Annotated in this window: 18 protein-coding genes; 8 read left to right on the top strand and 10 right to left on the bottom strand. The window is 53.1% G+C overall.

The features are described 5' to 3' along the window. Nucleotides 1-495: 495 nt before the first annotated feature. Complete coding sequence (locus tag JK621_RS12605) at nucleotides 496-2,613, top strand: TonB-dependent siderophore receptor (RefSeq protein WP_212560089.1); 2,118 nt, start codon at nucleotides 496-498, stop codon at nucleotides 2,611-2,613. A gap of 44 nt (nucleotides 2,614-2,657) precedes the next feature. Here the strand turns inward: JK621_RS12605 and JK621_RS12600 are convergent, their stop codons facing one another. Beyond that, nucleotides 2,658-2,834: a GhoT/OrtT family toxin gene (locus tag JK621_RS12600; RefSeq protein ID WP_004945419.1), complete on the bottom strand. Its 177-nt coding sequence runs from the start codon at nucleotides 2,832-2,834 to the stop codon at nucleotides 2,658-2,660. Between the two features lie 276 nt (nucleotides 2,835-3,110). On the opposite strand from JK621_RS12600, the gene JK621_RS12595 reads away from it, so the two are divergent. Then, nucleotides 3,111-3,269 (top strand): YqaE/Pmp3 family membrane protein, encoded by a 159-nt coding sequence (locus JK621_RS12595; RefSeq protein ID WP_006322621.1) that lies wholly within the window; start codon nucleotides 3,111-3,113, stop codon nucleotides 3,267-3,269. A gap of 350 nt (nucleotides 3,270-3,619) precedes the next feature. Continuing rightward, nucleotides 3,620-4,171, top strand: a complete 552-nt coding sequence (locus JK621_RS12590; RefSeq protein WP_212560088.1) for a GNAT family N-acetyltransferase — start codon at nucleotides 3,620-3,622, stop codon at nucleotides 4,169-4,171. A gap of 78 nt (nucleotides 4,172-4,249) precedes the next feature. Here JK621_RS12590 and JK621_RS12585 read toward each other — a convergent pair whose 3' ends face one another. Then, nucleotides 4,250-4,822, bottom strand: a complete 573-nt coding sequence (locus JK621_RS12585; protein WP_212560087.1) for a type 1 glutamine amidotransferase family protein — start codon at nucleotides 4,820-4,822, stop codon at nucleotides 4,250-4,252. A 584-nt stretch (nucleotides 4,823-5,406) separates the two neighbouring features. Here JK621_RS12585 and JK621_RS25380 point away from each other — a divergent pair. Beyond that, complete coding sequence (locus JK621_RS25380; protein ID WP_249337180.1) at nucleotides 5,407-5,589, top strand: hypothetical protein; 183 nt, start codon at nucleotides 5,407-5,409, stop codon at nucleotides 5,587-5,589. Between the two features lie 6 nt (nucleotides 5,590-5,595). On the opposite strand, the gene JK621_RS12575 is transcribed toward JK621_RS25380, so the two are convergent. Together JK621_RS12575 and yeaG are read right to left on the bottom strand one after the other, a co-directional pair. Beyond that, a complete protein-coding gene (locus JK621_RS12575; RefSeq protein ID WP_212560086.1) occupies nucleotides 5,596-6,864 on the bottom strand; it encodes a YeaH/YhbH family protein in 1,269 nt (422 codons plus the stop codon). Nucleotides 6,865-6,928: 64 nt separating this feature from the next. Then, complete coding sequence (gene yeaG, locus JK621_RS12570; protein WP_006322614.1) at nucleotides 6,929-8,863, bottom strand: protein kinase YeaG; 1,935 nt, start codon at nucleotides 8,861-8,863, stop codon at nucleotides 6,929-6,931. 429 nt (nucleotides 8,864-9,292) lie between these two features. Between yeaG and JK621_RS12565 the strand changes: the two genes are divergently transcribed. Continuing rightward, nucleotides 9,293-10,057, top strand: coding sequence for a MipA/OmpV family protein (locus JK621_RS12565; protein ID WP_212560085.1), 765 nt, complete (start codon nucleotides 9,293-9,295; stop codon nucleotides 10,055-10,057). Nucleotides 10,058-10,222: 165 nt separating this feature from the next. On the opposite strand, the gene JK621_RS12560 is transcribed toward JK621_RS12565, so the two are convergent. Next, the gene (locus JK621_RS12560) at nucleotides 10,223-11,098 is read right to left on the bottom strand and encodes a D-hexose-6-phosphate mutarotase (protein WP_212560084.1); all 876 of its coding nucleotides are present in this window, start codon (nucleotides 11,096-11,098) and stop codon (nucleotides 10,223-10,225) included. 78 nt (nucleotides 11,099-11,176) lie between these two features. Further along, a complete protein-coding gene (gene gapA / locus JK621_RS12555) occupies nucleotides 11,177-12,172 on the bottom strand; it encodes a glyceraldehyde-3-phosphate dehydrogenase (protein WP_212560083.1) in 996 nt (331 codons plus the stop codon). 348 nt (nucleotides 12,173-12,520) lie between these two features. Here gapA and msrB point away from each other — a divergent pair, with 348 nt between their 5' ends. Both msrB and JK621_RS12545 read left to right on the top strand, forming a co-directional pair. After that, nucleotides 12,521-12,934 (top strand): peptide-methionine (R)-S-oxide reductase MsrB, encoded by a 414-nt coding sequence (gene msrB / locus JK621_RS12550; RefSeq protein WP_212560082.1) that lies wholly within the window; start codon nucleotides 12,521-12,523, stop codon nucleotides 12,932-12,934. A 63-nt stretch (nucleotides 12,935-12,997) separates the two neighbouring features. Then, nucleotides 12,998-13,270: a YeaC family protein gene (locus JK621_RS12545; RefSeq protein ID WP_004945385.1), complete on the top strand. Its 273-nt coding sequence runs from the start codon at nucleotides 12,998-13,000 to the stop codon at nucleotides 13,268-13,270. Between the two features lie 37 nt (nucleotides 13,271-13,307). Here the strand turns inward: JK621_RS12545 and JK621_RS12540 are convergent, their stop codons facing one another. The 4 genes from JK621_RS12540 to sppA form a co-directional block, all read right to left on the bottom strand. Next, nucleotides 13,308-14,588 carry a glycoside hydrolase family 18 protein gene (locus JK621_RS12540; protein WP_212560081.1) on the bottom strand — a complete coding sequence of 427 codons (1,281 nt, stop codon included), beginning with the start codon at nucleotides 14,586-14,588 and terminating at the stop codon, nucleotides 13,308-13,310. Between the two features lie 232 nt (nucleotides 14,589-14,820). Next, on the bottom strand, nucleotides 14,821-15,453 hold the full coding sequence (pncA, locus tag JK621_RS12535; RefSeq protein ID WP_212560080.1) for a bifunctional nicotinamidase/pyrazinamidase: 633 nt from the start codon (nucleotides 15,451-15,453) through the stop codon (nucleotides 14,821-14,823). A gap of 23 nt (nucleotides 15,454-15,476) precedes the next feature. Continuing rightward, nucleotides 15,477-16,493, bottom strand: a complete 1,017-nt coding sequence (ansA, locus tag JK621_RS12530; protein ID WP_212560079.1) for an asparaginase — start codon at nucleotides 16,491-16,493, stop codon at nucleotides 15,477-15,479. Nucleotides 16,494-16,586: 93 nt separating this feature from the next. Continuing rightward, nucleotides 16,587-18,443, bottom strand: coding sequence for a signal peptide peptidase SppA (gene sppA, locus JK621_RS12525; protein ID WP_212560078.1), 1,857 nt, complete (start codon nucleotides 18,441-18,443; stop codon nucleotides 16,587-16,589). Nucleotides 18,444-18,603: 160 nt separating this feature from the next. Between sppA and JK621_RS12520 the strand changes: the two genes are divergently transcribed. After that, nucleotides 18,604-19,155: an NAD(P)H nitroreductase gene (locus JK621_RS12520; protein ID WP_212560077.1), complete on the top strand. Its 552-nt coding sequence runs from the start codon at nucleotides 18,604-18,606 to the stop codon at nucleotides 19,153-19,155. Nucleotides 19,156-19,218: the final 63 nt, after the last annotated feature.

Here is a 19,218-nt window from a genome sequence, read left to right as displayed (position 1 = left end):
CAATGTTCTGGTGGTGACCATTTTTTTTGCAATTGTGGGTCTATATCGGCGGTTTGGCAGGGCAGAGCATTGATGGCTCCATGACGAAGCAAGTAAAAGCATTTTGTAAAAGATAATGAGATTCGTTATCATTTTGTCGCCAGTGAGGGAGAAAAAGGGTTGTCTCCTTGTGCGCCACCCAAGCCGGCACGACATTGCTCACATTGCTTCCCGTATTTGTTGCCAGCCTCGCGCTGGCATTTTTTATGCCTCTCATTGCAGGTTCTAACCCACAACCTATCCATGGATTTTCAACTGCGCTGAAACACGCTAGTGGTTCATAAAAAGCGCCCTCATGTTTGAAATTATTTATCGATAAAGATAATGATTATCATTAATATTCGTTTCTTGTTTCATTCACTACATCGATAGATCCTCTTCGAACGTTGTCGGACGTCGCTGCTGACGGAGAAGCTTATCGGTGTGATTTAGAGTATTTACCAGGGGTTATAAGAGATGCCGATACCTTTTCCTGCCACACTGTCGCGCAGATTATGCGCGTTCACCCTGTTCCTGCCGCTGACGTCGCTCGCTGAAGATACTTTGCTGGTCACTGCCAAACCTGCCGATACGGCGGAAACCGCGACGCAGGGCTACCAAGCGACGACCAGCCAGGGAGCGACTAAAACCGACAGACCCTTAATCTTGACGGCTCAGTCGGTCTCGGTCGTTACCCGTCAGCAGATGACCGATCAGAATGCCCAGACGGTTAACGATGCGCTGAAATACAGTCCGGGCGTTTTCACCAACTTTTCCGGTGGGGCCACCCGGTATGACACCATCGCATTGCGCGGTTTTCATGGCGGTGACGTCAATAACACCTTCCTTGACGGCCTGCGGCTGTTGAGCGATGGTGGCACCTATAATGCACTGCAGATTGATCCCTGGTTCCTGGAACGTGTCGATGTCATCAAAGGACCCTCTTCGGTGATGTACGGACAAAGTATCCCGGGTGGGCTGGTGGCGTTGACGTCCAAGCGGCCTCAGTTCGCCACGGAAGGGCACGTGAACCTGATGGCGGGCAACAACGGCACGAAGGGCGGAGCTTTCGATGTGACCGGTCCGCTATCTGATGAGTGGGCTTACCGACTGATCGGCATGACGCGCAGCAGCGAAACCATGTATGACCATCAGCGTGAAGAGCGTTATGCCATCTCCCCCGCATTACTGTGGCAGCCGGATGAAAATACCTCTCTCTTGCTTAAAGCTTACCTGCAGAAGGATCCGTCCGGGGGCTATCATAGCGCCGTGCCGGCAGATGGCAGCCTCTATTCCCGCTCGGGCGATAAACTGGGACGCGGATTCTTTGACGGAGAGAGCAACCGAAACGTGTTCAAGCGCTGGGAGCAGATCTACAGCTATGCTTTCTCCCACACGTTTAACGACGTCTGGACTTTCCGTCAGAATGCCAGTTACACCCACTCCAATGTTGAGTTGCAGCAGGTGTATCAAATTGGCTGGAATGACGATCATCGCTTGCTGAACCGTTATTACAGCGGCTCGGCTACTTCGCTGGACGCCTTTGCCGTCGATAACCAACTGGAAGCCGACTTTGCCACCGGGCTGCTGGATCATAAGGTCATGTTGGGCCTGGATTACCAGCGTTTTCGCAATAATTTGTGGGAAGAGTCTGCCGCCGCATCGCAGCTTAATCCTTATACTGGCGTGTCCGGCGGGGCGGCGTTAACCGGCCTGACGCATACCGACTCCAGACGCCACTACGAGCAAGCCGGCGTTTATCTGCAGGATGAAATCAGCTTACGGAACTGGTCTTTGAACTTGTCCGGTCGCTTCGATCGCATCGAGTCTAAAAATACGACGCTCAACACAGGTACCCGCGATGCGCGCCGCGATGATAATTTCAGTGGCCGCACCTCTGTGTTGTACCACTTTGATAATGGCCTTTCACCTTACGCCAGCTACAGTACCGCAGTAACGCCCGAGGCACTGCCCGATCAAAACGGACACATGCTGAAACCGAGCACCAGTGAGCAGTATGAGGTGGGGTTGAAATATCAACCGCCGGGCAGTGCATCGATCTACAGCGTGGCATTGTACGATTTGACGCAGAAAGACGTTGCCAACCGAGTCGTGCAGCAAAGTTATTACCTGCCGGCCGGCAAAGTGCATTCGCAGGGCATTGAACTGGAAGCCCGCAGCAAGATCACCGAACGTTTCGATCTGATTGCCGGCTATAGTTACAACAGAGTGAAGTTTAAAGACGCCATCGATGGCAACAGCGGCAATACGCCGAACCTGGCGCCTGACCAAATGGCTTCTGTGTGGGGTAAATACGCGGCCGGGTTCGGTGTGGATCTTGGCGCGGGGGTACGCTATATCGGCAAGCAGTGGGCAGACAACGAAAATACGCTACGGATTCCTTCGGTGACGCTGGTGGATGCTTCGGCGAGGATGAATCTCGGTGGCGTGAATTCGTCATTGAAAGGTGCCTACGTTCAGGTGAACGTCAATAATCTGACCGACAGGAAATACGTCGCGGCCTGTTATGGTACCGGTTATTGCTATTGGGGAGCGGAACGTTCTGTGGTGGCGACCCTGGGGTACGATTTTTGAGGAAAGGGCAGTTTCGCCCCGTCGCTTTGCCGACGGGGGGAACGCTAGAACAGGGAGAAAAGCAACACCACCGGTAGGCTTAGCGGCCAGGTCAAACCAATAGTTAACGCGCTGATAAAACGAATCTTGATAGTATCCCGGCTAACTAAATAGGTAAAAACCATAGAAACTAAAAGGCCAATTAAATAAAAATATTGTGTTGCAACCCACAGCGGTGACATGAAACCCATCCCAGTCGTATTTTTCAGCCGCGAATTCTAGGGGCTTAATTCCGCATAATCAATGCTTATTGGTTGTTTATTTAGTTTATTATTTATAACCACAAAAACAATGCCGTTATGGACGTTTGGGGCGGAGAAGGTTGCCCCTGCGGGCGGTAATGGCGAGGCCCAAGAACATAACTCCCCGCATCTTGCGGTTGCCCAATTAAGCGGATATTTGAAAATGTTAAATAGATATAATATGTTGGTAGGCCGTGGAGCAAATGAGGAGCGAGTATGAGCTTTTGGAGAATCGTATTCACCATTATTCTACCGCCGCTGGGCGTGTTGCTTGATAAGGGCATCGGCGGGGCTTTTATCCTCAACATTATCCTGACCCTGTTGGGTTATTTCCCGGGCCTGATTCATGCTTTCTGGATCCAGACTAAACAGTAGCGGCGCCATCGATGGGCCAAGCTGTTTGCACCGGGAATATCTTCATGTAGCCCGGACTAATCAGCCCTGGTATGCGTTCGCATACCGGGGTTTTTTATGCCCATCAGCCTTCTAATAAATATGGAGGCCGTAAACAAACAGCCATGAAAAAAACATCGCCAACAGGCTTACGATGAAAAGGATGGAGATCATTTCCTTCACGTGACAATTCCCTTTTAATGTTGATGATATTACTTGTTATTGTTTTTTCATGGGATTTTAGATCGTAATGGGTAAAAATCCTAGTTTTAATGTGGTTTGGATGCTGATTTGCAACTGACTTTGGACCTGGATTATTGGAGGTGTTTGCCTTGGCGATCCCCGTTTTAACCAGCAGACGGCTGGTGTTGCGCCCGTTGGAACCTGATGACGCCGCAGATATCCAACATTTATTTCCATGCTGGGAAATTGTGCGTTATCTGACGAACCAAATCCCCTGGCCCTATCCAGCAGGGGCCGCGCTTGATTTTGTAAACCATGTTGCGTTGCCGGCGATGGAAAGAGGAACCGGTTGGTTTTGGTCTATTCGTCGCAAGGAGGATGAGCGGCACCTGATCGGTGTGATAAACCTTAGCCTGGGTGGCGACAGCAACCGTGGTTTTTGGTTAGCGCCGGAATGGCAGCATCGGGGGATGATGAGCGAGGCCTGCCACCGCGTCACGGAGTTCTGGTTTAATGTGCTGGGGCAGGAGGTGTTGAGAGTGACCAAAGCAAAAGATAACCAGGCGTCGCGGCGTATTTCAGAACACAATGGCATGCGGGTCGTCGCCACCAAAGAAACGGACTATATCAGTGGCCGCATGCCATCAGAAATCTGGGAAGTGACCCGGGGCGAATGGAACGCCAAGGCAAAGGCCGATTAACGGCGTTAACGTAACGTCGCTATACTGGGATCCGCCTAATGCTAAAAAATCATGCGTGAAGCCAACCGGGCATTGTTGCTAAACCGGCTTGCTGTGTTCGGCCGCGTGCATGGCCAAATAGGCGTTAAGAGCCTGGTCATTAAAACCCAGTGCCCCCAAGATCTCAGCCATAAAACTGACGGGCGCGGTCCCTGGCGCAGTCACTACGCGTTGGTCTGCAACGGCATAGGGCACATCCTGATAGTACGCGGCGCCCGCATAGTTCAACTGCGACAGATTCTCAGCCGAATTTGAGGTATGGCGGAGGTTATCGAGCACGCCCGCCTGCGCCAATACGCGGGTGCCGTCGCAAATCCCGGCGACGACGATGTTCTTTCTGTGAGCCTCGGCGACCAACGCTGTGATATCTGGCGCCTGCCCACTTTGCCAGGCTGTGCCGCCGCAGACGATCAGCAGGTCGATATCGTCAAGTTCGATGGCGTCGATCGATAATTGCGGGGTAACCAGCAGGCCCCCTGAGGAGATAACCGGGGCGCCTTTGGGCGAAGCAAAGCGGGTATCGAAACCGTAATAGCCGCGACAAGTGGAATTGATCAGCGCAGTTTCCCAATCGGAAAAGTTATCGGTAAGAACAGTTATGGCACATGTCATTGGCGCGTTTTCCCTTATGATGATGCTGAAAAATAGCCTACGGAATTGTTCACCGCAGGACCCCCAATTTAGCGGGTGTCACTGTCAATTTCTGGCAGCAGTGATTTTTCTGGCATTAAAAAGATCCCGCGCGACGGCGGGATTAAGGGATGATAGCAAGCCTATTGGATCTTATTCTGGTTACGATCGAGGTGGCGTGAACCTTCGGAAGGTGACAGTAACCCACGTAAACTTTATGGACAAGTGAAAGATTCAAGGCGCAGCACGTATCAGAATATCCTCAAAGAGGGGGGTACGCGCTAGTTGGAAAGCGTTACTGTGGGACCACGTCCTTGTGGATAGTCGTCCTAGCGCCGTTTCCGCTTGGTGTTGAAAGTACTTGTTCTTCTTTGCCGCCAATAGAGGACAAAGGAAAATACGACAACTGCCATCAAAACGACGATGATTGCGATTGGAAGTAGTTCCATAGCACCCACCTAAGATTGCAATTTGGCAACCCATTAAATAGGAATATTCCCAATCCGAGCAATGGGCGGCGCGTAAAGAATGCGTAATTCGGAATTACCTTAGCGGTGGCTGTGCTAATGGAAAGAAAGCAGAGGATTCGAAAAATGATTTTTCGCCTTGCAACAATGCAGGATATTAATGTGTTGATCGGTTTTGATACCCTTGCATCGCATGATCTGCATCGTCACACCGAGATCCGTGAATGGTGCAAGGCCGGTGAAAAGGAACAGCCAGCTAACAAGATTAGCTGGCTGTTTTAATAAATATTATGCCGTTTGCTTATGGAAAAGTTCGCGGAATACCGGGTAAATATCGTCCGGCTCACGGATATGCTGCATGGCGAAGTTATCGAATTTCACCTGCAGGTCTTCATATTCACGCCACAGCGTTTGGTGGGCGCGGCGCGTGATTTCGATGTAGCTGTAATAACGCACCATCGGCAGCAGTTTCTTCGCCAGCAGTTCGTGGCACAACGGTGAGTCATCGGCCCAGTTATCGCCATCCGAGGCTTGTGCGGCATAGATGTTCCATTGAGCCGGGTCGTAACGTTCTTCAACCACTTCATTCATCAGTTTCAGCGCGCTGGAAACGATGGTACCGCCGGTTTCCTGCGAGTAGAAGAATTCCTGTTCATCCACTTCCTTCGCCTGGGTGTGGTGGCGGATATACACCACGTCGACGTTTTTATAGGTTCTGCTCAGGAACAGATAGAGCAGGATATAGAAACGTTTTGCCATGTCCTTGGTGGCCTGATCCATGGAACCGGAAACGTCCATCAGGCAGAACATTACCGCCTGGCTGGAAGGTTCCGGACGACGTTCATAGTTCTTGTAACGCAAATCAAAAGTATCGATAAACGGCACGCTTTCGATTTTTTTGCGCAGTTCGGCAATTTCTTTGCGTAGCCGCTCTTCTTCCAGCAACTGCACCGGCTCGGTGTTTTCCAACTGGGTGAGCTCGTCTTCCAGCTCATGCAAGGCTCGCCGTTTTCCGGCGGTCATGGCGGTACGTCGCGCCAGAGAGTTTTGCAGCGAACGCACCACGCTGATATTGGCCGGCACGCCATTGGCGGTGTAACCGGCCCGATGAGTTTTGAACTCGGTAAGCTGCTTATACTGATTCTTTTTCAGGTTCGGCAGCGCCAAATCCTCAAACAGCAGATCAAGGTATTCGTCTTTGGATATCTGAAAAACGAATTCATCCTCGCCTTCGCCGTCCTGGCTGGCGTTCCCCTGACCGCCGCCACCGCCGCCGCCACCCTGAGGGCGCTCGACACGGTCATTTTGCACAAAGTGATCGTTGCCTGGATGAACGCGGTGGCGTGTGCCACCGCGGCCTTGATGAAACATCGGCTCGTTGATATCGCCATTGGGGATCGAAACCGACTCCCCGCTGTCCACGTCGGTGACCGAACGCTTGTTGATGGCTTCGGCAATCGACTGTTTGATTTGCGACTTGTAGCGGCGCAAGAAGCGCTGGCGGTTAACCATGCTCTTGTTTTTGCCGTTAAGCCGTCGGTCAATAAAATACGCCATACTTCCCCCAAACGACGTTGCCAACTTTCCACGCCATCTCCATGACGCTAATTCTCATTAGCCGTTATGAAGACTTTCTGACCCGCAGATACCATTCGCACAGCAGGCGAACCTGTTTGCGGGTGTAGCCTTTTTCCATCATGCGGTCGACGAAGTCGTCGTGTTTCTTCTGCTCATCCGTTGAGGTTTTAGCGTTAAACGAAATCACCGGCAGCAACTCTTCGGTGTTCGAGAACATTTTCTTCTCGATCACGGTACGCAGCTTCTCATAGCTGGTCCAGTTAGGGTTACGACCACTATTATTAGCACGGGCGCGCAGCACGAAGTTGACTATTTCGTTGCGGAAATCTTTCGGGTTGCTGATGCCGGCCGGTTTCTCGATTTTCTCCAGTTCAGCGTTCAGGGATTCGCGATCGAACAGCTGGCCGGTATCCGGATCACGGTACTCTTGATCCTGGATCCAGAAGTCTGCATAGGTCACGTAGCGGTCAAAAATGTTTTGGCCGTATTCCGAATAGGATTCCAGATAGGCAGTCTGGATCTCTTTACCGATAAATTCGGCGTATTTCGGGATCAGATAGCCTTTCAGGTGTTCCAGATATTTTTCCGACTGATCCTGCGGGAATTGTTCACGCTCGATCTGCTGTTCCAGTACGTAGAACAGATGTACCGGGTTAGCGGCCACCTCGGCGTGATCGAAGTTGAATACCCTTGAGAGGATTTTGAACGCGAAACGGGTGGACAGGCCATTCATGCCCTCATCGACCCCGGCGTAGTCGCGGTATTCCTGATACGACTTGGCTTTTGGATCGGTGTCCTTCAGGCTTTCACCGTCATAGACGCGCATCTTCGAGTAAATGCTCGAGTTTTCCGGTTCTTTCAGGCGAGAGAGTACGGTAAAGCGTGCCAGCGTCTCCAGCGTGCCTGGAGCGCAAGGCGCATGGGTTAACTCACTGTGATCCAGCAGTTTGTCGTAGATTTTCATCTCTTCCGACACCCGCAGGCAGTACGGCACCTTGACGATATAAACGCGGTCAAGGAAGGCCTCGTTGTTTTTGTTGTTGCGGAAGGTCACCCATTCGGATTCGTTGGAGTGAGCCAGAATAATCCCGCTGAACGGCAGGGCGGAGATGCCTTCGGTACCGTTATAGTTACCTTCCTGAGTGGCGGTCAGCAGAGGGTGCAGCACCTTAATCGGTGCTTTGAACATCTCTACAAACTCCATAATCCCCTGGTTGGCACGGCACAGGGCGCCGGAATAGCCGTAGGCATCCGGATCGTTCTGGGCGTGGTTCTCCAGTTTACGGATATCCACTTTCCCCACCAGCGCAGAGATGTCCTGGTTGTTCTCATCCCCCGGTTCCGTCTTGGCGATGGCGATCTGTTCCAGAATCGAAGGGCGCACTTTCACTACTTTGAATTTGGTGATGTCGCCGCCAAATTCATGCAGGCGCTTCGCCGCCCACGGCGACATGATAGTGCCGAGGTAGCGGTTCGGGATGTTGTATTCTTTTTCCAGAATATTGGCATCTTCCTGCGGATTAAACAGGCACAGCGGATGGTCGTTGACCGGGCTGCGTTCTCCGTTGGCGCTCAGCGTGTAAATAGGCACGCGTTGCATCAGCGCTTTCAGGCGTTCGGCCAGCGATGATTTCCCGCCGCCGACCGGGCCCAGCAGGTACAGGATCTGTTTCTTCTCTTCGAGACCTTGCGCGGCGTGTCTCAGGTAAGAAACTATCTGTTCAATAGCTTCTTCCATGCCGTAGAACTCTTCGAATGCCGGATAGCGTGCGATCACCCGGTTAGAGAACAGGCGAGACATGCGTGACTCAAGCGCGGTGTCGACCATAACGGGTTCGCCGATAGCCATCAGCAGACGTTCGGCCGCATTGGCATACGCACTGCGATCTTGCCGGCAAATGGTAAGAAATTCCTGCAGTGTGAACTCTTCGTCCTTGGCAGCTTCATAGCGCTGGCGATAGTGGTCAAATATGTTCATGATGCCCGTCCTTTTCGTTATTAGCACAGGTTAAAGGGAGCTGGTGATAGTGTTTTGGCTCCCGAAAGAAGAAGTTATTACCTGAGTACAGCAACCCGTATGCCAACTTGGTGCGCTTATTATCGCGAGTTGCGCTGTATTGCCACTGGGCCCAGGATAAATTCACCTTCTGATTTAAGCTTAGTTGGCATACCGGAAAATTTCCTGCGCCATAAAAAGCTTTTTTTAAGTCATATCAATGACTCAGTTGTGACAGGGATGGCCAAACGCCTTGTCTGGCGCGGGCTGCGGCAAAAAACGTCATTGTTCTGCCATGATTAATTCATATTTCCGATCTAAGTTATTCGATCTTGGTCATTTTCTATTGTAAAGATTTAGCGTGTAACGGTGTTTTCACATAAACTAAGCCAGCTATTAACCCTGTTATTTATGGAAAAAGAACCAGTGAAGATATTTCAACTCAAAACGCTAGCAATTATCGCTTCCGCAATGGTTTGCGCACAAAGTGCTCAGGCAGGAACCTGGTCGCTCGGCGCCGCAGCGCTGGTTAGCCCTGACGCGTACCGTGGTTATCAGGACCGCGTCTACCCGGTACCCGTTATTAACTATGAAGGCGACGACTTCTACTTCCGCACGCTGACTGCCGGGTATTACCTGTGGAAAGATCAGGAAAATCAGCTGAGCGTCATGGGGTATTACTCGCCGTTTGGTTACCGTCCTGGCGACAGTGACGACGATCGCATGAAACGCCTGGATAAACGTCGCGGTACGTTGATGGCTGGCCTGGCTTATACCCATAATGCCGAATGGGGCTCGATCCGCACCACATTTACCGGTGATATGCTGAACAACAGCAACGGTCTGATGGGGGATGTCGCCTATCTCTACAAATTCGATTTAGACGCTTTGACTCTGGTTCCTGGCGTGGGCGTGATGTGGAGCAGCAAAAACCAGAACAAATACTACTATGGTGTCAGCGATCACGAATCTCGCCGCAGCGGTCTGGACAGCTACACGCCAGGCGACAGTTGGGCACCTTACGTTGAGCTGAGCGCCAACTATCAGATCAACAAGGACTGGAATGCTTTCTTCACCGGGCGTTACATCCAACTGTCTGATGAAGTCAAAGACAGCCCAATGGTTGATAAATCTTACACCGGGTTGTTGATGACGGGTGTGAGCTACAGCTTCTAAAATCAAATTGCACAAACATTGTGCAATGACTGCATTGAAAAGGGGCATTCGTGCCCCTTTTGCACATCTGTGGTGCATTAAATGATGCTGATATCGTGTGGGTAGGGGGTTGGGTGGTCGGAGAAGGGAGCTAAGCAGGGCGAGCGGTTTGTCGCCCTGAGAGCATCAGGCGTTTTTACGGCAGCGGAAGGTTACCGCCAGCCGTGCAGGTTGTTCGCCTGCGGCCACCAGTGGTTTACTGACGCGGCCGGTTTCCACGCAAACCATGGTTTTATAACCGTCATTCGCCATATCTGCCATACTGCAGGACAGTTCCACGCCCGGGTTCCAGGCAATGACATCGCTCATATGATGGTGATGAACCTCAATGGTGCGTTGTAGTGCAGGATCCTTGATCAGGCTGAACGCGTCCGGCTTGGTGTAGACCCGATCGGTTTGGCCAATAAACGCCACATCCCCAGTCTGGCGAGCTTCCGCTCCACCGGCCACTTTGTCGAGATAAGGTTCGCCAAGGCCTGCAACTTTAACTTGTTCAATATCACCGACCTGGAAGTAAGTATGCAGCGCAGCGGTAGCCTGGTAGTCGCCGTGGGACTCCAGCTCGATCTCGCATTCTTCACCCAGCTTGAAACGGGCAATCAGCGTAAAGGCATGTGGCCACAGCTTGCGGGTTTGCTCATTGTCTTTCAGCGTAAAGGTCAGAATGACACCGCTGTCGTCTTCATCATGCGCGGTCAGATTCCAGGATTGATTGCGGGCGAAACCGTGCGAGGGTTGTGCTACCGGGCCAAACCAGGGCCAGCAAATAGGCACGCCGCCGCGAATGGCGCTCCCTTTTTTGAATGGCGTGTTATTGCTCAGCCAGATAACCGGTTTGTCGCCGGTAGGTTGCCAGGCCAGCAGATGCGCGCCCTGTAGCGCGACAGCAGCGCGAACTTTCGGGTGGGATACGACCACCACCGGCAGTTCTTCGAGCTGACGTTGACTGATGTAAGGTGAAATTTGTTCGGTAACGGGCAGGGTGAAAATTTTTTCGTTCATTATGTAGCCTTTTTTTCGCCGTAGAAACAAAAAAGGCGACAAAAATGTCGCCCTTATTATCAGCTTTACATCATTCCATTATTTGGAGATGTGAGCGATCAGATCCAGAACTTTGTGGGAGTAACCCGTTTCGTTGTCGTACCAGGAAACCAGTTTCACGAAGTTGTCGTTCAGTGCGATACCGGCTTTGGCATCGAACACGGAAGTCAGAATTTCGCCGTTGAAGTCGGTAGAAACCACTTCGTCTTCAACATAACCCAGAACGCCTTTCATTGAACCTTCAGAAGCTTCTTTGATGGCTTTCTTGATTTCTTCGTAGGTCGCTGCTTTTTCCAGACGAACGGTCAGGTCAACTACAGACACGTTTGGAGTCGGAACGCGGAACGCCATACCGGTCAGTTTGCCTTTCAGCTCTGGCAGAACGATGCCAACTGCTTTGGCTGCGCCGGTAGAAGAAGGGATGATGTTCTGGGATGCGCCGCGGCCGCCGCGCCAGTCTTTGTGAGACGGGCCATCAACGGTTTTTTGAGTAGCGGTGGTCGCGTGAACGGTAGTCATCAGACCTTCGACGATGCCGAAGTTGTCGTTGATAACTTTAGCCAGCGGAGCCAGGCAGTTAGTGGTGCAAGATGCGTTGGAAACGATATCCTGGCCAGCGTATTTTTCAAAGTTTGCGCCACGTACGAACATTGGGGTAGCGTCTTTTGAAGGGCCGGTCAGAACAACTTTCTTGGCGCCTGCAGTGATGTGTTTACGTGCGGTTTCGTCGGTCAGGAAGATACCGGTCGCTTCTGCAACCACGTCAACACCCACTTCGTTCCACTTCAGGTTAGCCGGGTCTTTCTCTGCGGTAACACGGATGGTTTTGCCGTTAACAACCAGATGGCCGTCTTTGACTTCCACAGTGCCTTTGAAACGGCCGTGAGTAGAGTCAAATTTCAGCATGTAAGCCATGTACTCTGCGTCCAACAGGTCGTTGATTGCAACGATTTCGATGTCGGAACGTTCTTGAGCAGCACGGAAAACAATGCGACCGATACGGCCAAAACCGTTGATACCTACTTTGATAGTCATATATTCCACCAGCTATTTGTTAGTGAATAAAAGGTTGGTTGTAAAATTACAAAAACCTTACCAAGCGTCAAGCGGAATCGTGTCAATTCTTGCGTCAAATCAAATCGCGGAGCTTGATCTGCGCGCTTCTTGCACATTCCGTTTGCGTTCGGCCTCATCCGTTATATGGGGTCAAACCGCTAAGTATAAAGTCACCCTGCTTCATATATGTGATCGGTGTCACATAATGTCGCGACGTGACCTTTATGCGCTACAGTTTAGGCCAAAAAGCACTGCAATGTTGTTAATTTTTTGTTATTATTACTCATTGTTTTCGTTGACATTATCCACATTCAGAGAATCACGCAAATGGCTAAAGACACAACCCCTGACCATCCGGCCACGGAACTGAATGAAATCCAACGTTATGTGACCCAACAACGGGGCACTGAAGCGCCGTATTCCGGTAAATTGCTGCACAACAAGCGCGAGGGTGTATACCATTGCCTGTGCTGCAATCATCCGCTGTTCTATTCCGACAGCAAGTATGACTCCGGCTGTGGCTGGCCAAGCTTTTATGAGCCGGTATCCGACGATGCGATTCGTTATATTGATGATAATTCGCACAATATGCATCGGGTCGAGATTCGCTGCGGTCACTGTGACGCTCATCTGGGCCACGTATTCCCCGATGGCCCGCAGCCTACCGGTGAGCGCTTCTGCGTTAACTCGGCTTCGCTGAGTTTTACCGACGGTGAGAGCGGCGAAAAAACCGCCGGCTGAGGCATATTCAGCCAGAAAAATCGATTCAGCTAATTATTCTTCCACGAGTGAGGAAATGCTCTGATGGACGTGAAAGACCTGATTGCCGCAATGACCCCGGAAATCTATCAGCGCCTGGTGCAGGCCGTAGAATTGGGCAAATGGCCGGACGGCGTTGCGCTGACGCCGGAACAGAAAGAAAACAGTTTGCAGGCGGTGATGCTGTGGCAATCGTTGAACAATGCCGACCCGCAACATATGACTATTGGCACTGACGGTCAGATTGTGATGAAGAGCAAGCAGGAACTGAAACAGCAGTTCGTTGCCGAACCGCTGGTTAAGCTGAAGCCGCAATAAATCGAACAGCAGGGCGATGCGTGCATCGCCCTGTGGTTTAGCGTTTCCCGCCGTTTATCCCCAGTGACTCTGCCAACTGGCGTGCCAGCCGATTGTTGTCGTCTGCGCCATACTCCCAGAACATGGCACCGCCCAGCCCTTTGCTTTTGATGTAGTCAGCTTTGATCGCGACCGAACGCGGATTCTCATACGAAATCGCAAACAAGGGTTTGCCCTCGGCGGATTGCAGGGTCAGATAGGGGACTTTGGCGTCGCTGTCCCAATGGGCGCTGAAGCGCCGTTGTGGGTCGTTCAGCAATTTGCTGACGATGTCGTTGTACTTGAAATAGCTGTCCTTGGTCAGATCCAACCCCAACGATTTGAACACGGCGGTTTCCCGCGCGGAAAAATAGGGGTGGGTAACCGGATTTTTAGCCGCATCCGGTTTATCCCAATCGATGCCCGGCTCCGTAGCCCGTTTAGGTACCCGGCCGTAAAAACCGATACCCAGGTTCAACTGTGCGGGCTTCAGTCCGGCAGCCAGATAGTTATCCACCACAAAATTGGCGCTATAACGATCGGCGGCGGCGACGGTTGGCCACTGTTTGGAGTCATACAGGTTGGAATTGAAATACTGGGTACCATACGCCATGTCGTAGGTCATCAGGTTGATGTAATCGAGATAGGGCGCAATGCCTTTCACATCGACCCATTCCTGCGGGCTTTTGGCGTTGGCGCCGACGGCGATGGTCAGCAATTTCCCTTTATCCAGCGCCTTATGCAGTTCTCCCAGCAGCAGGGTGAAGTTGGCTCGATCCGCCGGTTGGCTTTCGACCAGGCCCCAGGCGCCGTTGACCGGGTATTCCCAGTCGAGATCGATGCCGTCGAGTTGATAGCGTTTAATCACCTGTTGTACCGAGCGGATAAAGATTGCCCGGCTTTCCAGTGTGGCGGCGGCGCCGGAAAAACCGCGTGCTCCCCAACCGCCGACGGAAAGCAGCACCTTCAACTCCGGGTTTTGTTTGCGCAACACCGGCAACAGTTTTAGATCGGCCTCAACCTTCGGCGATAAATAGATCTGATGCAGACGCGCCGGGTCTTTCAACGCCGGGTTGGTTTCCTCTTTCTCGTTGTTGTAAATCAGGCCGAAAGAGTAGTTGAGGTGGGTGATTTGGGTGACGTCCAGCTTGTTGATATCGCCGCCGGGGCCGGCAGTGACATCGCCGCCACCGTTAAAATAGCCGACTGACAGGTAAGAAGCCGCGTGAGCCATGCCGACGCCGGCCATACCTAACTGCACCGCTACCAGCAAAGGCAGCAGTTTACGGGGTAATGCCATGTTATCTCCTTTGGTCGACAAGGCCGACCGAAACCGCCTCAGGCGGTAATATAAAGCCGGGCTCAAAGGGGCCCCGGATGCGTATAACCCATTGATGCCAAGGCATCAGCTGTCATAACAGCAAAAGCAACGCGCACGAACAAGATGTCATTACAGGGGAATGGTTGAAATGTGAGCGATATCGAGATTTGCGCGGGGGAGAAGAGGCGGGCGCGTTGGGCGCCCGATGGAATTAATGTGCGATGAATTGTGACAGGGTAACTAGCCGTGCACCGGCCTGTTCCATCGCCAGGAACGCTTTCTGGCTATCGCCTGGTTGCAAATCGACGCCACGGCAGCCGTCGGTAATGACTGCGGTCTCATACCCAAGCTCCAGCGCATCCAGAACGCTGAATTTCACGCAGTAATCGGTCGCCAGCCCCATGATGGCCAACCGGGTGACGCCCTGAGACCTCAACCAGCCGTCCAGCGCGGTTTGCGCACGGTGGCCGTTGTCAAAGAATGCGCTGTAGCTGTCGATATCCGGGTTTTGGCCTTTACGGAACACCTCGACAATGGCCTGTCGGTGCAACTGTGGATGAAGTTCCGCCCCTGGGCTTTCCTGCACACAGTGCACCGGCCACCACACCTGCGGCAATCCATCCAGTTCACCCAATGTGTTTACTTCGGCGTCTGAATTCACCGCAAAACTGCGGTGATTGGCAGGGTGCCAGTCCTGGCAAGCGACCACCGGTTCGCCGCGTGCCACGCAGGCGGCTATCGCCTGATTGGCGGCGATAACGGCGGCATCGCCGTCCGTCACCGCCAATGCGCCGCCGGGGCAAAAATCATTTTGCAAATCGATTAACAACAGGGCTGTTTTCATCTTGGCTCCGTATCTGGGCAGGGTTAGCCGGTAATGCTCAGCTCGCCGCGCAGATTTTGCTGCATCTGACTGCGGATTTGCTCCGGCGTCAGCGGTTGGCTCAGCAAATAATGCAGTTTAGTCAACGCCGCTTCGACGGTCATGTCAAAGCCGCTGATGACCCCTGCATGGGCCAAGGCATTACCGGTAGCATAACCTTCCATGTTCACCCGGCCGGAGATGCACTGCGTCAGGTTCACCACCACGATGCCACGTTCAGAGGCATCACGTAATTCATCGACAAGCTCCGCTTTTTGCGGCGCATTGCCCACGCCATAAGAGCGCAAAATCAGCGCTTTCACCGGTTGCAGGAGGAAGTTGCGTACCACAGCGCCGGAAATCCCCGGATAAATCGTCACCACGCCGATCGGTTGCGGCGTAATGTTGTGGACCTGCAATTCACCGTTGCAAACGGGGCTGTCGATACCGTTCTGGCGGCGGATGTGAATCCCGGCTTCCAGCAGCGGCGGCAGATTGGGCGAAGCAAAGGCGTCAAAACCGTCGGCATGCGCTTTGGTGGTGCGATTGCCCCGAAACAGCTTGTTGTTGAAGAACAGGCTGACTTCATTTACCGGATGATTGGCGGCCAGGTAGAGCGAATTCAGCAGGTTGGTTTGCCCGTCTGAGCGCAGTTCCGCCAGGGGGATTTGCGAGCCGGTCACGATCACCGGTTTGTCCAGATTTTCCAACATGAACGACAACGCTGAAGCGGTGAAGGCCATGGTGTCGGTGCCGTGCAGAATGACGAAGCCGTCATAGCGATCGTAATTGCGTTTGATGTCGTCGGCGATGTGCTGCCAATCTTCCGGTGTCATGTCTGACGAGTCGATCAGCGGCGCGTATTCATGAATGGTGAAGTCCGGCATTTCCGGCCGGTGGAACTCAGGCATCAGTGCCAGTTGACGTTGCAGATGGCCGGAAACCGGAATGTAGCCCTGTTCCGAGCGTTGCATGCCGATGGTCCCGCCGGTGTAGGCGACGTAAATGGATTTTTTTTGCATAGTAATTGTTTTAACAGAAATAAGATGGGCTGAATTATAGGGGGATAACGGCAGAAAAAAAGCCCGGCGAGTGCCGGGCGCAAGAATATTTTGTTAGCGGACTTCTCCGCAGGTCAAACAGATGGCATAGCGGTTTTGCGGATCGTTCAGATTATTGAACAAGCCCGGTTGCTCCTTCACCGCCATGGCGACCGAGGCCAGCGGCGCCGGCAGCATCGATTGAATGGCCGCCGGCAACATGGCATGGATAGATACGCCAAACTGACTGAGCACCATGTCGGTCAGGCTTGGGGTATCGACAAACCAGTTAAGCTGCCACTGTTTCAGTTTCGCCAACTCGACGGCTTTCTTCACCGCATCGTCGAAATCGCCCAACTGATCGACCAGGCCATTGGCTTTGGCGTCACTGCCGAGCCACACGTGGCCTTGAGCTATCTGATCGACCTGTTGCGGCGTCATTTTGCGCGACTTGGCAACCAGATCGATAAAGTTTTTATACCCGTTCTCGATATTCAACTGCATCATCTGTGAGAACTCCGGCGGCAGCGCCTTGGTCACGGCAAGATCCGCCAGCGGCGAAGTTGCGACACCGTCGGTATGCACGCCGACGCTGTCCAGCGTTTGCTCGTAGGTATTGATTACCCCGAAGATACCGATGGAGCCGGTGAGGGTGCTCGGGCTGGCGATAATGTAGTCCGCCGGCGTAGAAACCCAATAGCCGCCAGAAGCCGCCATGCCGCCCATCGACACCACTACGGGTTTGCCTGCGGCACGGACCGCAGCCAGTTCGGAACGGATCACTTCAGAAGCGCTGACGCTCCCCCCTGGGCTGTTCACGCGGAACACCACCGCTTTGATTGCCGGGTCAAGACGCGCCTGGCGCAGTTGCGCGGCGGTGGTATCACCCCCAACGGTACCCGGCGTTTGCGGGCCGTCCATGATGGCGCCATTGGCAAATACCACGGCGATTTTGCCGCCCTGATCCGGCGTCGGTTTTGGCTGATAATCGTAAATGCTGGTGGCGTTGTAATCATTCGCCTGCTTGTCCCAACCGAAGGTTTTTATCAGTTGGTTCTCGATGACGGTGCGTGACGCCAGCTCATCCACCAATTTGCTGTCCAGCGCAAACCTGGCGGTATCCCCGCCGGCGGTCTGCAAGCCGGTCAGCACGCCTGCCGCGCCCGGGAACAGCTGCTGCGGCGTAATCTGACGGTTGGCCGCCACGGTATCCAGATAATTCTGCCACAGCCCGCCGATCCAACGGCTGTCAGCCTCACGCGCCGCCGGTGACATATCGTCACGGATCAGGGGTTCCACGGCCGATTTGTAGGTGCCGACGCGGAAAATGTTGGTGGTCACCTTGAGTTTTTCCAACAGCGATTTGTAGTAAAGGTTGTTGGTGGCGAAACCGTGCAGGTCGACCGCGCCCTGTGGCGACAGATAAATCTTGTTGGCGTAGCTGGCCAGATAATATTGCGTCTGGTTATAGCTGTCGCCGATGGCGAAGATCGGCTTGCCGCTGTCGCGGAATTCGCGCAGCGCTTTGCCGATGTACTGCAGCGAAGGTTGATCGGCGCCGGCAAAGTCGTTCAATTGCAATACCATGCCGGTAATGTTTTTGTCGTCTTTGGCCTTGCGGATGCTGTCAACCACGTCGAACAGCGAGTTTTCCTGCAGACGGTTGCTGGAAGCACCCAACAGCTCGCGGCCCCACTGGCGGACTTTGTTGTTCATTGAGGGTTGGTCAACGACCACGCCGCTCAGATCAACCAGCAGTGCGCCGCTCGTCGGGACGGCGGGGGCCGTGGAACTTTGGAATGAAAGATAAATACCGACCCCAACCAGGATCAGCAACACCAAGAACAGATTAAGGATCAGTTCCCTGATAAAGTTCAGCAGACGCCATGTCCACCTGAAAACGCCGGCAATGATTTGCCACAATGTGCGCATGTGCTCTCCAACAAGAGTCGAGAATGTTCCGCTATCCTAATGAGCGGACGAAGAAAAGTCAGCTTTAAATCGAGGGTCGCAGAGGCTATTGCCGAGGCTGTAACTCGACGTTGAGCTATGTTAACGTGATCTTAATGAAAATTGTTATCAGGAGTTTACAATGGATGCACTGGATCTTTTACTGAATCGCCGTTCTGCCTCGCGCCTCGCGGCTCCAGCGCCAACGGGGGACATTCGTCAGAATATCATCAATGCAGGCCTTCGTGCGCCCGATCACGGCGCGCTGCAGCCGTGGCGTTTTGTGATGATCGAGAATCAGGGTCTGGAGCGTTTCAGCCAATTGTTACAAACTGCTGCGAAACAGGATCAGATGGATGATGCGGCGATAGAAAAGGCGACCAATGCGCCGTTCCGTGCCCCGCTGATCATCACGGTGGTGGCGCATTGCAGCGAAGAAACCAAGGTGCCGCGCTGGGAGCAGGTGGTTTCTGCCGGTTGCGCGGTGCAGGCGATGCAGATGGCCGCCCTGGCGCAGGGCTTCAACGGGATCTGGCGCACGGGTGCATGGACCGAGCACCCACTGGTTCGTGAAGCCTTCGGTTGCCGCGAGCAGGACGAAATCGTCGGTTTCCTCTATCTGGGCACGCCGCAGTTGAAAGCCTCCACTAAAGTTGTCGCCCCCGACAGCGCCCCCTTCGTCAGTTATTTCTGAACCCTGCCGCGGGATTGGGCGAAAATGCGCCGAATCCCGCAATTCTGCGTTGTTTCTGAGCAG

The organism is Serratia plymuthica (genome assembly GCF_018336935.1).
GTDB classification, from domain to species: domain Bacteria; phylum Pseudomonadota; class Gammaproteobacteria; order Enterobacterales; family Enterobacteriaceae; genus Serratia; species Serratia plymuthica_B.
This window is presented reverse-complemented; position numbering and strand designations above follow the sequence as displayed.